The 12731-nt window shown below is 63.1% G+C and carries 12 protein-coding genes; 5 read left to right on the top strand and 7 right to left on the bottom strand.

What is annotated here, in order from left to right; genetic code table 11:
- Nucleotides 1-65: 65 nt before the first annotated feature.
- The 4 genes from AC1Z3O_RS18425 (at nt 66) to AC1Z3O_RS18440 (ending at nt 5161) form a co-directional block, all read left to right on the top strand.
- Nucleotides 66-1304, top strand: a complete 1239-nt coding sequence (locus AC1Z3O_RS18425) for an MFS transporter (protein WP_483517135.1) — start codon at nt 66-68, stop codon at nt 1302-1304.
- Nucleotides 1305-1515: 211 nt separating this feature from the next.
- A complete protein-coding gene (locus AC1Z3O_RS18430) occupies nt 1516-3723 on the top strand; it encodes a penicillin-binding protein 1A (RefSeq protein WP_483517136.1) in 2208 nt (735 codons plus the stop codon).
- Nucleotides 3724-3968: 245 nt separating this feature from the next.
- Nucleotides 3969-4250: a DUF3303 domain-containing protein gene (locus AC1Z3O_RS18435; RefSeq protein ID WP_483517137.1), complete on the top strand. Its 282-nt coding sequence runs from the start codon at nt 3969-3971 to the stop codon at nt 4248-4250.
- A gap of 32 nt (nt 4251-4282) precedes the next feature.
- Nucleotides 4283-5161 carry a hypothetical protein gene (locus AC1Z3O_RS18440; RefSeq protein WP_483517138.1) on the top strand — a complete coding sequence of 293 codons (879 nt, stop codon included), beginning with the start codon at nt 4283-4285 and terminating at the stop codon, nt 5159-5161.
- Here AC1Z3O_RS18440 and AC1Z3O_RS18445 read toward each other — a convergent pair.
- The 3 genes from AC1Z3O_RS18445 to AC1Z3O_RS18455 form a co-directional block, all read right to left on the bottom strand.
- Nucleotides 5142-5555 (bottom strand): ExbD/TolR family protein, encoded by a 414-nt coding sequence (locus AC1Z3O_RS18445; protein WP_483517139.1) that lies wholly within the window; start codon nt 5553-5555, stop codon nt 5142-5144. The genes AC1Z3O_RS18440 and AC1Z3O_RS18445 overlap by 20 nt on opposite strands.
- Nucleotides 5556-5795: 240 nt before the next feature.
- Nucleotides 5796-6335, bottom strand: coding sequence for a peroxiredoxin family protein (locus tag AC1Z3O_RS18450; protein WP_483517140.1), 540 nt, complete (start codon nt 6333-6335; stop codon nt 5796-5798).
- Nucleotides 6325-7368: a transporter gene (locus tag AC1Z3O_RS18455; protein ID WP_483517141.1), complete on the bottom strand. Its 1044-nt coding sequence runs from the start codon at nt 7366-7368 to the stop codon at nt 6325-6327. The genes AC1Z3O_RS18450 and AC1Z3O_RS18455 overlap by 11 nt, the downstream gene beginning before the upstream one ends.
- Nucleotides 7369-7735: 367 nt before the next feature.
- Here AC1Z3O_RS18455 and AC1Z3O_RS18460 point away from each other — a divergent pair, with 367 nt between their 5' ends.
- Nucleotides 7736-8170 (top strand): MarR family winged helix-turn-helix transcriptional regulator, encoded by a 435-nt coding sequence (locus AC1Z3O_RS18460; RefSeq protein WP_483517654.1) that lies wholly within the window; start codon nt 7736-7738, stop codon nt 8168-8170.
- A 33-nt stretch (nt 8171-8203) separates the two neighbouring features.
- Here the strand turns inward: AC1Z3O_RS18460 and AC1Z3O_RS18465 are convergent, their stop codons facing one another.
- From AC1Z3O_RS18465 to AC1Z3O_RS18480, 4 genes are all read right to left on the bottom strand, one after another.
- The gene (locus AC1Z3O_RS18465) at nt 8204-8980 is read right to left on the bottom strand and encodes an enoyl-CoA hydratase (RefSeq protein WP_483517142.1); all 777 of its coding nucleotides are present in this window, start codon (nt 8978-8980) and stop codon (nt 8204-8206) included.
- Between the two features lie 180 nt (nt 8981-9160).
- Nucleotides 9161-10873 (bottom strand): acyl-CoA dehydrogenase family protein, encoded by a 1713-nt coding sequence (locus AC1Z3O_RS18470; protein WP_483517143.1) that lies wholly within the window; start codon nt 10871-10873, stop codon nt 9161-9163.
- Nucleotides 10870-11541, bottom strand: coding sequence for a TetR/AcrR family transcriptional regulator (locus AC1Z3O_RS18475; RefSeq protein ID WP_483517144.1), 672 nt, complete (start codon nt 11539-11541; stop codon nt 10870-10872). Before AC1Z3O_RS18475 ends, AC1Z3O_RS18470 begins: the two co-directional genes overlap by 4 nt.
- Nucleotides 11542-11791: 250 nt before the next feature.
- The gene (locus AC1Z3O_RS18480) at nt 11792-12682 is read right to left on the bottom strand and encodes a LysR family transcriptional regulator (protein ID WP_483517145.1); all 891 of its coding nucleotides are present in this window, start codon (nt 12680-12682) and stop codon (nt 11792-11794) included.
- Nucleotides 12683-12731: the final 49 nt, after the last annotated feature.

Raw genomic sequence — 12731 nt, forward strand, 5'->3', positions numbered from 1 at the left:
TGTGGAGGCGAACCGTTGTGGCGGGTGATGCGGACTGGCTCCAACCTCGGCACAACGGAGTAGCCATGCACACGACCGCGATCCGCCTAGGGCTGCGCGAGAACCTTGGCCAGTTCTCGCTGCTGGTGCTGGTCAACGCCTTCGTCGGGGCCATGGTTGGCCTCGAGCGCAGCATCCTGCCGGCCATTGCCGAGCACGAGTTCCATATTGCGGCGCGCGCAGCGATTCTCTCCTTCATCGTCGTCTTCGGCATCACCAAGGCACTGACGAACTACTTCGCAGGCCGGCTCTCGGACCGCTATGGCCGCAAGCACGTGCTGGTGGCAGGATGGCTGGTCAGCGCGCCGGTGCCCTTTGTCCTCATGTGGGCGCCGGACTGGAACTGGATCGTCGGCGCCAATGTGTTGCTGGGGATCAGCCAAGGCCTCACCTGGTCGACCACCGTCATCATGAAGATCGATCTGGTCGGCCCCAAGCAGCGCGGCCTGGCCATGGGGCTCAACGAATTCTCCGGCTACTTCGCCGTGGCGGGGAGCGCGCTGGCTACGGGCTGGCTGGCGGCCCACTACGGCTTGCGGCCCGAACCGTTCTACCTTGGCATTGCTTATGTCGTTCTGGGGCTATCGCTCTCTGCGCTGGCGGTCCGCGAAACCCGGCACCATGTGGCCCATGAGGTGGCGTCACACCACGACGGGGATAGCGCCGCGCTGCCCAGCCAAGGTGAGATCTTCCGCCGGACCTCACTGACCGACCGCAATCTGTCGAGCATCAGCCAGGCGGGCCTCGTCAACAACCTCAACGATGGCATGGCCTGGGGCCTGTTCCCCCTTGTCTTCGCCGACGCCGGCATGAGCCTGGCCCAGATCGGCACACTTGCCGCGATCTACCCTGCCGTCTGGGGCATGACGCAGATCTTTACCGGCGCCCTGTCCGACCGTATCGGCCGCAAGCCATTGATCGCATGGGGCATGTGGGTGCAGGCGGCGGGCATCGTGGTGACGGCGCTTAGCGCGAGTTTCCTCGGCTTCGGGCTTGGCGGCGTACTCCTGGGCATCGGCACCGCGATGGTGTATCCGACCCTGCTGGCGGCCATCGGCGATGTCGCGCATCCCGCCTGGCGTGCTTCCGCCGTGGGCGTCTACCGGCTTTGGCGCGACCTCGGCTACGCGGTCGGTGCACTGCTGGCAGGCATCACGGCCGACCTGTTCGGGCTGGCATCGGCTGTCTGGGTAGTGGCGGCGCTCACGCTCCTGTCTGGCGTAGTGGTAGCCGTGCGGATGCGTGAGACCTTGCGCGAGACCTGAGGAACAGGGATGGAAACGGCAGGCTTCGCCTTCCCGAGAGCCGTTTCATAAGAAAACGTCCGGCATGGTGAAGGCCACAGGCAACGAACGTTGTCCACACGAAACAAGTGTAATTGTCTGTTAATGCCGCGCGCGGCAGCCCTGGTTTGTCGAGAGAAGCGCCCTTTCGTTTTGCTACGATCGCGTTCTTTTCCGCCAGCGCCCCGCTACCGTGAATCGCTATGTATCGTTGTTTCGTGGGCATTGCGCATGGTGGCTCGCCCGCATCCAAGCGCTTGCCGCTGCCGGCAGCACGCTAGCCAAGCCGGCTTTCAACAGCGCGCTGCGCCGCCTTCGGCACCCGACGCGACGCGGCATCATGCTGACGCTCGCCGTCTTGCCAGCGCTGTTCCTGCTGTACGTGCTTGCGCTCGTGCCATTTACGCCGGGCATCGGCGACATCCGCAAAGCCCGCATCGATCGGCCGGCGTTGATTGTGTCCGCCGACGGCAAACTGCTCGATCAATTCAAACCGGTCAATCGCGAGTGGGTGTCGCTCAGGCAGATCTCGCCGTACATGCTGGATGCGCTGATCGCGACCGAAGACCGCCGCTTCTATGAGCATCACGGCATCGACTGGAAGCGCACCGTGGCGGCCGCACTGCATACGTTCTCCGGTGGCCGGCAAGGTGGCTCGACGATCACGCAGCAGCTCGCGCGCAACCTGTATCCGGACGAAATCGGCCGCGCGCCGACGCTCACGCGCAAGCTGCGGGAAGCGATCACGGCGTTCAAGATCGAAGCCGTGTACAGCAAGGACCAGATTCTCGAGACGTACCTGAACACGGTGCCGTTCCTGTACAACGCCTACGGCGTGGAAATGGCTGCACGCACCTACTTCGGCAAATCGGCCGATCGGCTCGACATTCTCCAAAGCGCGACGCTCGTTGGCATGCTGAAGGCCAACAGCGCCTACAACCCCGTGCTCAATCCCGAGCGCGCGTTGCAGCGGCGAAATACAGTGCTCGGGCAGATGAACAAGTACGGGAAGCTCAAGCCCGATGCCTACGCCTGGTTGACGCGACAGCCGCTCAACGTTGATTTCGAGCCGCAGACCGCGCCGCCGGGCGCCGCGCCGCATTTTTCGGCGCAATTGCGCAAGTGGCTGATCGCATGGGCCGATCGCAACGGCTACAACATCTATGCAGATGGGCTGGTCGTGCGCACGACCATCGATTCCCGCCTGCAGGCGATGGCGGCGCGGGCGATGGAATGGCAGACGAACCAGTTGCAATGGATCGCAAACGACGCATGGAACGAACGCACGGGCTGCTGGCCGGGCAATGACCTGTTCCGGACATTCATCCGGCAAACGCCCGACTATCGCGCCGCACGCGATGCTGGTGGATCGGATCAGGCCGCGCTCAGGAAGCTGGGCACGAACCCCGCGTTCGTCCGCGTACTCTGCCGCAGCAAGACGCAGATCCAGGCGGGCTTTGTCGCGATCGATCCGCGCAACGGTGATATCAAGGCATGGGTCGGCAGTCGTGACTTTGCTGACGAACCGTTCGATCACGTGCAGCAGGCCCGGCGTCAGCCGGGTTCGACGTTCAAGCCCTTCGTCTACGGTGCCGCATTCGCGGACGGCGCTCGGCCGAGCGATACGATCGTGGACCGGAACGTCGCCATCCCACTGACCGGGCATGCAATCTGGCGGCCGACAGACGCGGAACCGCCCACCGACCGGCCGATGACGCTGCGCGACGCGCTGGTGTATTCGCGTAACCGCGTCACCGCGCAACTGATGCAAAAGGAACACCCCGAGAAGGTCGTGCGGCTCGCGCGCGCGATGGGCGTGCGCGAGAGCCCGCTTGAAGCGGTGCCGTCGCTCGCGCTCGGCACGAGCCCCGTCACGCTCAAGGAAATGGTTTCGGCGTACAGCACGATCGCGAACCGCGGCGCCTATATCGAACCGCGCATGGTCACGCGCATCGAGGATCACGACGGCAAGGTGCTCGCCGAATTCGCGAGCGCATCGCCGGAACGGGCGCTGCCCGCCGGCGCAGCGCAAACGCTCGTCGACGTGATGCGCGACGTCGTCAGCCGGGGCACCGGTGCGGACATCCGGAGGCGCTTCGGAATTCGCGCCGACGTGGCCGGCAAGACGGGCACGACGCAGGACAACGCGGATAGCTGGTTCATCCTGATGCATCCGCAACTGGTCGCGGGCGCGTGGGTGGGGTTCGACGATGGACGTGTGACGCTCGGCAATTATTGGGGCGAGGGCGCACACAGCGCCTTGCCGATGGTGGGCGCCTTCTACGACATGGCGCTGCGTGGGAGAGTGATCGATCCGGATGCGCGGCTCGGCCCCGAGACCCGGCCTCCTCGTCCGGCCCATGCGCAACGGCATCGGCGCTTCCTCTTCTGGAGTTTCTGAAGCCGTCCACGTTTCGCCGGTGCCAACGATGTGGCATCGCACAATCCAATGCGGCCGACAGAAGCGCGCTGAGCGCCCTCTCGATCACCGCAGCCTGCACGCGGCCCTGGCGCGCCAGGCAGTTGCCCATCGCGCCCGGTTGCGCCGTGTAATGAAAGGCACACGCCTTACTGAATCCGCGTGGCGCAACCGAGCGTATATAAAGAGAAGGGGAGATCGGGAAATCGCCGTCAGGAGATGCCGCCATGAAATTCATGATGACTTTCCATTGGGCTCCGGATACCCAGCAGCGCGCCGAAGCGATCGAGCGCTTTCAGCGAACCGGCGGGCTGCCGCCAAATGGCGTCCAGTTGCTGGGCAGATGGACCCGCGCCGATTTCGCTGGCGGATTTGATCTGCTCGAAACAGACGATGCGGCGAAGCTCACCGAGTTCGCCTATCAGTGGAACGATCTGATGGAGTTGGAGATCACGCCAGTCATTGAGGACGCCGAGTTGACCGGGGTTCTGGCGCGCATCGTGAAGTAAAGGATGCGTGTTGCGTAACGACGCAGCTTGTCATGAACAAAACCGGGCGCGCTCCCCTCCTCGACCCGCCGCGTGGCGCTGACTCTGCTGCCAGGCCGAAACATCATGGACGGATGATCCTGGTCCTGCTCGTCGTGTTGATCGGCTACGCTGCCACCGATCTTTTCTGGCCCTTGCATCGTGACCTTGGCAACTTCGATCCGATTGCAACCGGGACACTCGAAACCAGGATGTGGCGCTCTTACTATGATCGCCGACCCGTTTCGCTTTATCTTGAACTGGCGCAGACCTTGCGCACGCAATATCGCTTTCCGTGGCTGCGGTCCTACGTCGGCGCCTACTACGGCGCCTCCGCCGCGCTTACGTTCAAGGACGGCAAGCAGCGCAGTGACTACGAAAAGGCATTGCCAGCGCTGCGAACCTATTTCAGCCTGATCCACAACACAGGGAACCGCGACTTCGACGTTGCGCGCACCACCGCGCTGGAACTGGAGTGGTGGATCGTACACCGCCAGCATGAGCGCTATCCACCTGGTGCGTTGGCCAGCGCTTGCGCAGAAGCGGCGGCATCGCTGTACATGGTTTCCGTGAGCTCGACACTCGAACACGGTCGCTGGCGTGCACAAGCGATGCTCCTTCGCGATGCCCGTGCAGAAGCAGGCGGCGTTACCGACGCCGAATGGGCAACCATCGAATCGCTATTGCATCAGAGCTACCTGTCCCTTCGCCTTGCGGTCTCATCAACCGGGACAAGCGGACAGTGCATTCGCCCTCCGACAATACGTTCGACACGGTTGCTAACGGCGTTCACCAGTCGATTTGACCCGCTCGGGGATATTCCGTCGCCTCAAAACAGCGGCCTTCCAAATCCTGTTGCACCCTGCATCGGGTTCAGTGCTTCGGTTCGGTAATAAAGCCGATCTTATCCAGTCCGCCATGCTGCGCGGCGGCCATGACCCGGGCCACGCGCTCATAGCGCACGTCGCGGTCCGCGCGCAGATGCAGCTCAGGCCGTGGCCGCTGCTTTGCAGCTTCCGCGATGCGCTGGTCCAGGGTAGCGTCGTCGATCGCCTGCTGGTTCCAGTACATCTTGCCCTGCGCATCGATCGATATATTGACGCTCAGCGGCTTGGTGGCGTTGGGCTGGTCGGTCGCACGCGGGAGATTGATCTTCACCGCCTGATGGATGACGGGAATCGTGATGATGAAAATGATCAGCAGCACCAGCATCACGTCGACCAGCGGTGTCATGTTGATCTGGCTCATCACCTCGTCATCGTCGCCGTCGCGCATGCCGAATGCCATGATGCTCTCCTTCCTGCGTCTGCTAACGATGCTCAGTGCTTGACTGCCAGGCGTCTCGATCGGTAAACCGCGTGAGCAATAGCGCGATTGGCAGGCAGCGTTGCTACCGATCTCACCAGCTTAGTCAGTTCGCGAGACTTACCGCGAGGTAGGTGCCAATAGCCCTTGGCTCGGTCAGACCGATTGGCAGGATCTAGGTTGGCATGCGGGCCTTCGAGTGTGCGCCCGGCAACACGTCTGCTACCGCTTCAGCAAGGGCGTGACGACCTGCTCCAGCCGCTCACGTGTCCAGGCCGGATTGGCGTCGTCCCAGCCGTTGTCGGCAAGCATCCCCGCGCGGTCAATGGTGAAGTTCACAGGAAGGCGCCAGATCCGGCCGTAGCCGCCCGCATAGGCACTGCCGAGCAGCCCTACCGGAAAGGCGAGGCTGGCAGCCATCTTGCGCATGTCGGCGAGCGAATCCGGCGTGTCCAGGCTGAAGCCGAGCACGGTCAGCCCTTCGCCGGCGTGGGCCGCCGCATAGGCCGACAACACAGGAAGCTCGGCATGGCACGGGCCACACCACGTCGCCCAGAAGGTCAGCACCACGACCTGGCCACGCAGGTCTCGCGTATCGATGGTGCGCCCGTCAAGCGTATGCAGCGCCAGCTCCGGTGCAGGCCGACCAACCGCCAGGCTGTCCGCGCGCGCCAGCGTGTGCCAGCCTGCCAGGGCAGGGCCGCACGCGAGTGCGGCGGCCTGCCGGATCCAGTCGCGCCGGGACGAGGGGTCAGAACGCATAGGTCACCCCCACGTTGCCAGTCCAGCGGGGGAACAGTTGATACCCCTGGAGATTGCTGTAGATCGCCTTCTGCAGGAAGGCGTACATGTGCACGTGCTCGCTCACGGAGATGGTCACGCCAGGGCTCAGGTAGAGCACGCTACCGCCGGTGTTCCCGGTATCGGCAAGTGCGCCCTGGTCTGAGCTCTTGTGCGTGAAATTGAATTGCAACTGCGGCACTACCTTGGGATTGGCCATGTAGCGCAGGCCGGTGCTTACGGTCAGGAGATTGCCGGGACGAAAGTCCGCATTGACCGCATTCAGCCGTTGCATCACTGCCGCCTGGAATTGGCCGTTGATGAAAGCGTCGAAATTCTGGCTGACCGGCTGGTAGTAGTACGCACCCAGGAGCAGGTCGGTGCTGCCGGTACCGGGCTGCAGGCTGGCGTCGAGCGCCTGACCCGCAGCCGCATTGGGGCCTGACGAGAAGAACACCGGCCGGCCCACGGTAGCGCCGGTGACGACATTCTGGCCGCCGTAGGCGCCGGTGGGCAGCTTCACGCCAAGCTGCACGCCAAGGTTACGCGTGGGCAGGAAGCCTTGGTAGGTACCGATCAATTTGATATCGCCCAGGCCGCTGGCGGTCACACCGCTCACGTTGTCCGGCGTGAGCTGGTCGGAGGTCGCGTTGCCATACGTCGTATGGCTGCGGTCGATGATGGGGACGATGGTGCTGAAGCTCCAGCTACTGTTCGGGCTGTAGGTCAGGCCCAGGTTGTAGTAGCGGTTGATGGTCTGCTTCTCCACCTCCTGGCTGCCGCCAGCGTCGTTGATTGCGGCAGCCTGGGTGGCCGAGACGGCGCTTGTCCCATGCCGCAGTTGGTTCTGGTTGATGAAGCTGTAGTCGAGACTGATGCGCCACCCCGGCATCGTGGAGTAGCCCATGGCGGCATCGGCGCTGAGCGAGCAGCCGCAGGTGGCGCAGGCGTGCGCGGCCATTGGCGCTGCGGCAGTGGCGACAAGGAGGACGAGGGAATTCCGGCTGAGCGCCATGTTGATGCTACGAGCGAGGTTGGTTGTAGCGCCCGCGACCGCGCCCCGGCAACACGTCAGTCGCGTCGCGGCAGATGTTGTGACGACTGCGCCTGAGATCAGGCGCTGAAATTGCGAAGGAGATTATCCCATCCGGCGGGGGCATCGAAGCCGTTGGCCTGCGGCGTATGGTCGCATTATTGTGCGCACGGCATACCTTCCATCAGGAATATTGCACTACCCGATGCAAATGGCCCATGCGACACCCCATGTCGTCTTCCGACGCATAGCGACGGTTGCAACATGGGCGGCGACCGACCGAGGTCAAACCGGGCGCATGATAAGATTCGCATGCGAACAAAATGCCATCCCTTGTGCCCTCCCAGATATGGAACATCGCCTCGTTTATCTATTGAATGTGGGCCAGCGGCGCCTGCATCGGTGGTCGCAAGCCCGGACGGCCGCGGGTGGCGTGACAGCAGCCCAGGCCGGGCTGCTCTTCTTTCTGGGCAAGAACGACGGCGCGCTGATGAGCGAGGCTGCCGCAGCGCTGGATCTGGGCGCGCCCGGGATGAGCGGCCTGGCCGACCGGACCGAAAGGGCGGGCCTGATCGAGCGCCGGCCGGACCAGACCGATCGCCGTGCCTCGCGCCTATGGCTGACGGAGGCAGGGCGTTCGGCGCGCCAGCGTTCCAGGGCTGGCATGAAGGCATTGAATGCCAGGCTTACCGAAGGTTTCACCGAGGCCGAGATCGACGTGGTAGCGCGCTGGCTGACCACCCTGCAGACGAAGTTTCCGGTCGGCGACGAGGGCGAGGAATAGCCTCGGCAGTGGCCGGACCGCGTGGCACCCGGCTTACTGCTGCGCGACCTTGCTGAAGTCCGGTTTGCGCTTCTCGGCGAAGGCCGAGAATGCTTCCCTGGCTTCGGCACTGGCCAGCCGCTCCACGAACCTGGTGCTTTCGCTATTCATCTGCGAGACAAGTTTCTCCGCGTCGCGCATCAACTCCTTCATTGCGCTAAGGGAACCGGCGGGCTTGGCGGCAAGCTTCTCAGCCATGCGGCGCGCGTCCGCCCGCAGTTGCCCATTGGCGCAAACCTTGTTCGCGATGCCCCACGCCACGGCGGTCTGTGCATCAAGCGGCTCGCCCAGCGCGAACATCTCGAAGGCCCTGGCGTGCCCGATGCGCAGGGGCAGCAGGTAACTTGAAGCCGCCTCGGGAACAAGCGCCAGGTTGACGAATGGCGTGATCAGTTGCGCGTCCTGCGCGAGCACGACGTAGTCGCAATGCAGCAGCATGGTGGTGCCGACGCCGACAGCCTTGCCGTTGACCGCGGCGACAATCGGTACGGTTGAGTTGGCAAGGGCGAGCAGGAAGCGGTGCACGTGGCGTTCGCTGGGGCCCTTTCCAGCTGCAATCGCCGCGAACTCTCCCACATCATTGCCGGCCGTAAAGGCGTCCCCGTCCCCTTGCAGCAGCAATACCCGGATATCGCGGTCATCCTGTGCTTTCTCGATCGCGTCGGCGAGTGCGCCGTACATCTCGTTGGTCAAGGCGTTCATCTTGTCCGGCCGGGCAAGCGTAATGGTCAGGACGCCGCCGCTCAGATCAAAGCGAATTTCCGAGGTCATGATCGATCTCCAGGTGGGTTGCGGGATGCCGTGCAGGCATCCGGTTTAAGTTCGCATGCGAAGTATATATATATTTCGCACGCGAAGTAAACCGCCGGGAGCGACCTGTGTTGCTGAGATGGAAAAGGCCCGCTGGCGGCACAGGTGGCTGCCAGCGGGCTTGTCTTGCACTGACCAGGATCAGCCGGCCACCATGGAGCGCTGCATCACCCTCTTTGCGAGCGCTTGATTGACGGTCACGGCCAGCGTTCCATAGTGTGCCCCCCAGGCGCCGGAGACACCGGGACTGCGAGTGGAGAGAAACACATCGACGGCCTCCTGGCTGCTGTGGCGCAACAGCTCCGCGCCTTGCAGGAGGCGAGCAACCGCCTCCGTCATCGGGCGAGCGAAAAACTCATCGTCCAGCGCCGCGCGGACCAGGCGCTCGGTGTGCTGGACCAGAGCGTCGAATCGACAATCCTGGCCTGCAAGCGGCCTCACTTCATCGAACAAGGCTTCGATCGTCCGGGGATCTTTGCTCATGGCACGCCGAACGTCCATGCACATCATGTTGGCGGTCCCTTCCCAGACGCTGTTGAGCGGCGATTCGCGGTACACACGCGCCATCGGGTTCTCCTCGATGAAGCCATTGCCGCCATGGCATTGCAAGGCCTCATAGGCGATGGACGGCGCACGCGAACAGTTGAAGAACTTTGCCGCGGGCGTGGCCACCCGGGCGAGCAGCTTCTCATGTTCGCAGGCATCCATCAGGTCGGTGGACTTCGCAACACGCAAGGCCATCAGCGTGGCGGCTTCCACCTCCACTGCCATGTCCGCCAGCACATTGGTCATCATCGGGCGATCGGCGATCGAAGTGCCGAAAGCATCGCGGGTAGAGGTGTGCCGCAGCGCCAGCGTCAGTGACTGGCGCATCAGGCCTGCCGAGCCGATGGCGAAGTCCAGGCGGGTCAGATGGGCGTGCGAGAGGATCTCGCGGATGCCTTTGCCTTCCTCACCCACGCGAATCGCCAGGGTGCCGGCGTACTCCACCTCACTGGAGGCATTGGACTTGTTGCCGGCCTTGTCCTTGAGCCGCTGCACGAAGAAGCGGTTGAAGCTGCCATCAGGCAGCGTGCGCGGCAGGAAGAAGCAGGTCACCTCGCCATCGACCTTGGCCAAGGTGAAGAAACCGTCGGACTGCGGCACCGAGCAGAACCACTTGTGCCCTGTCAGCTCGTACCAGTGCGCCGTTGCGCCATGGTAGTCGCTTGTGTGGGAGAAGCGCGCCGTGGTCTGCGTCTGACGCAGGTCCGAGCCGCCTTGTTTTTCCGTCATCGCGTAGCCGATCACCACCGAGGGCTTATCGCCGACTTCACGCCGGCTGAATTCATACGTCGTCCCCTTGGACTTCTCGGCCCAGATGGCAAGTGCCGGCTCAGCCTGAAAGCCTGCATAGGCTGCATAGGCCATGCCGGTAGGACACGCAGTGCCATGCTCCACCTGGTTCCAGAGGTATGACAGGACGGCGCGGGCGACGTGACCGTTCTTCTCCTGAGTGCGCCAGGCGAGATTGGGGACTTCGTGCTGCCAAGCCAGCGACATCAGCTCATGCCAGCTCGGGTGAAACTCGACCCAATCAATGCGGTTGCCAAAGCGATCGTGGCTCTTGAGCTCAGGCGTGTGTCGGTTGGCAAGGCGGGCCAGCTCCTGCACGCTTTCGTCGCCTGCGACCGCACCCAGTGCTGCGCAGCGGTCCGCTGCCCAGGCTGCTTCGCGATCGATGGCAGCGCGCAGAACCACATCGCCGGTAAATGCGTTGAAGCCGCTGGCGGGTAGCGCCTGGTTCAGGACCTTGTGTGTGCTGTAGCGATCAGAGGACGCTTCGAGGATGCCGGCAGGAAGGGGCTTGTTCATGGTTGTCTCCGAGGTTTTTTTCGTGCCGTGGCGGGTGAAACTGCCACGCTGGAACAGGCCAGCCTGGCGATCTGGTCGGACAGCATGGCCACCTCACGCTGGTAGATGTCCGAATCCTGGTGTTGCTGGCGGCTCAGCGGCGACAGGGGCCCGATCAGGCCTTCCATGAATCCGCCCACGATGACGGAGGCGGCAATGTCGGCTTGAACGTCAGCCCGCATTTCCTTGGCGGACTGCCCAGAGGCGATGATCGAGCGAATCACCTCGCTGATTGCGGCCCGGTAGGTCAGCCGGGCCTCATCGATTTCCCGGTCACATGGTTCGGCGATGAGGGCATAAGCCAGGCGCGGGTTGCGCATCGCGCGCTTTACGAATGTCTCCACGGCAGCGTGCAGGCGGGCCATAGCCGGCCCATCCGCCTTCGCGATCTCGGTCATCACATCCACTTCACGCTGCGAGACCCGCGATAGCACCTCGGCGAAGAGTTCTGCCTTGGAAGGGAAGTATCGGTACACGGTGCCTGTCGCCAAGCCGGCTGCAGCGGCAACGCTGGCGACTTGCGCTTCCTTCCACCCGCCCTCGCTCACCAAGGTGCGCGCCGCCTCCAGAAGGCGGACGCGGTTGTCATGCAGGCGGGCTTCCACTGCGGAGGTCTGACGGTAGGCCATAAAGAAATGAATCCACATTCACTAGATGATGAATGTGGATTCATTTCTTGGTTCTGTCAAGACGGGAAGACGCGTGACCGGTGTGGCATCGCTGTCACGGGACTTCCTCCCACGTCAAATCAGTGGCGATCGATGGCGAGAATAGCCAGTGGCGAAATCGGTCTCAGGATTTGGCTTCCCGATGCCTGCGCGGGAGAGATGCAGAAAGCGGAATCCCACTTCACAGAGTCTCGATCGCAGATGAGCCGTCTTAGGAGTACTGGCCAAACTCTGTAGAGATCAGTTCGCCGAGCCGCATCGCATAGTCCGGGGTGGGACGGCCAGAGCGTGTGATGCAGTAGTAGTGCAGTGCACCCGCCGCCTGCGCCATCCGATCCAGGCGGACGCGATAGCGCGCTGCGGCCCCAGCGCAGATCGACGGCAAGACAGCAACACCGAGTTCGCTCGAAACCATCGCAATGACCGTTTCAATATGCGTGACCTCCATGCGCTGTGCAGCCTGAGCGCCGGCCTGGGCCATGTGCTCGTCGACCAGTATCTGGATGGGGTTTTCCTTTGGCAGCGCAATCAGTGCCGCTCCATCAAGCCCGTTCCACGGAATGTCGGCAGCCACCTTTCTCCTGGATGCAGGGGAAACCATCACCAGGTCTGTACTGAAGAGCGCGCGCCTCGACATCCCGGAGGCGGCCCGAAAGAACAGCCCGTATCCAGCATCAACCGCTCCACTGTCTACCAGCGCCTGGATTTTCTCGGGGTCGACATCCTTGACCTCCACGCTTAGCCCCGGCACCTCGCGCCGCAGTTGCGCCAAGGCTCCAGGCAACAGGCTGTTCGCGACGAGCGGTGTGACAGCCACCCTCAATGCGCGTCTTTCCCCTTCGACAAGCTGGACCGCGTCGGCTGCGGCGTCGATCGCCGCAACCGCGGCTTCAGCCGACGAGAGAAACGCTGCGCCTTGAGGGGTGAGGTCGACAAGTCGCGTCGTGCGATAAAGCAGACGGCAGCCCACTTGCGCCTCAAGCTCCTTGATCATGGCGCTCAGGCCCGCCTGGGAAATATGCATGTGCTGCGCGGCCTTCGTGAAATTCTTGTAGCGCACCGCGGCAAGAAATGCCTTGAGCTGGCGGTAGGACGGATTCATAAGCGTTGATTGTTAATTCATAGAATACTATAGCTTCTCTTGTGAACGC

It is taken from the genome of Cupriavidus sp. 09_S30, from assembly GCF_056930435.1.

Coding starts and splice junctions, on each gene's coding strand:
- AC1Z3O_RS18425 (WP_483517135.1), top strand. CDS start 66: ATGCACACGACCGCGATCCGCCTAGGGCTGCGCGAGAACCTTGGCCAG.
- AC1Z3O_RS18435 (WP_483517137.1), top strand. CDS start 3,969: ATGAAATTCATGATGACTTTCCATTGGGCTCCGGATACCCAGCAGCGC.
- AC1Z3O_RS18440 (WP_483517138.1), top strand. CDS start 4,283: ATGAACAAAACCGGGCGCGCTCCCCTCCTCGACCCGCCGCGTGGCGCT.
- AC1Z3O_RS18445 (WP_483517139.1), bottom strand. CDS start 5,555: ATGGCATTCGGCATGCGCGACGGCGACGATGACGAGGTGATGAGCCAG.
- AC1Z3O_RS18450 (WP_483517140.1), bottom strand. CDS start 6,335: ATGCGTTCTGACCCCTCGTCCCGGCGCGACTGGATCCGGCAGGCCGCC.
- AC1Z3O_RS18455 (WP_483517141.1), bottom strand. CDS start 7,368: ATGGCGCTCAGCCGGAATTCCCTCGTCCTCCTTGTCGCCACTGCCGCA.
- AC1Z3O_RS18460 (WP_483517654.1), top strand. CDS start 7,736: ATGGAACATCGCCTCGTTTATCTATTGAATGTGGGCCAGCGGCGCCTG.
- AC1Z3O_RS18465 (WP_483517142.1), bottom strand. CDS start 8,980: ATGACCTCGGAAATTCGCTTTGATCTGAGCGGCGGCGTCCTGACCATT.
- AC1Z3O_RS18470 (WP_483517143.1), bottom strand. CDS start 10,873: ATGAACAAGCCCCTTCCTGCCGGCATCCTCGAAGCGTCCTCTGATCGC.
- AC1Z3O_RS18475 (WP_483517144.1), bottom strand. CDS start 11,541: ATGGCCTACCGTCAGACCTCCGCAGTGGAAGCCCGCCTGCATGACAAC.
- AC1Z3O_RS18480 (WP_483517145.1), bottom strand. CDS start 12,682: ATGAATCCGTCCTACCGCCAGCTCAAGGCATTTCTTGCCGCGGTGCGC.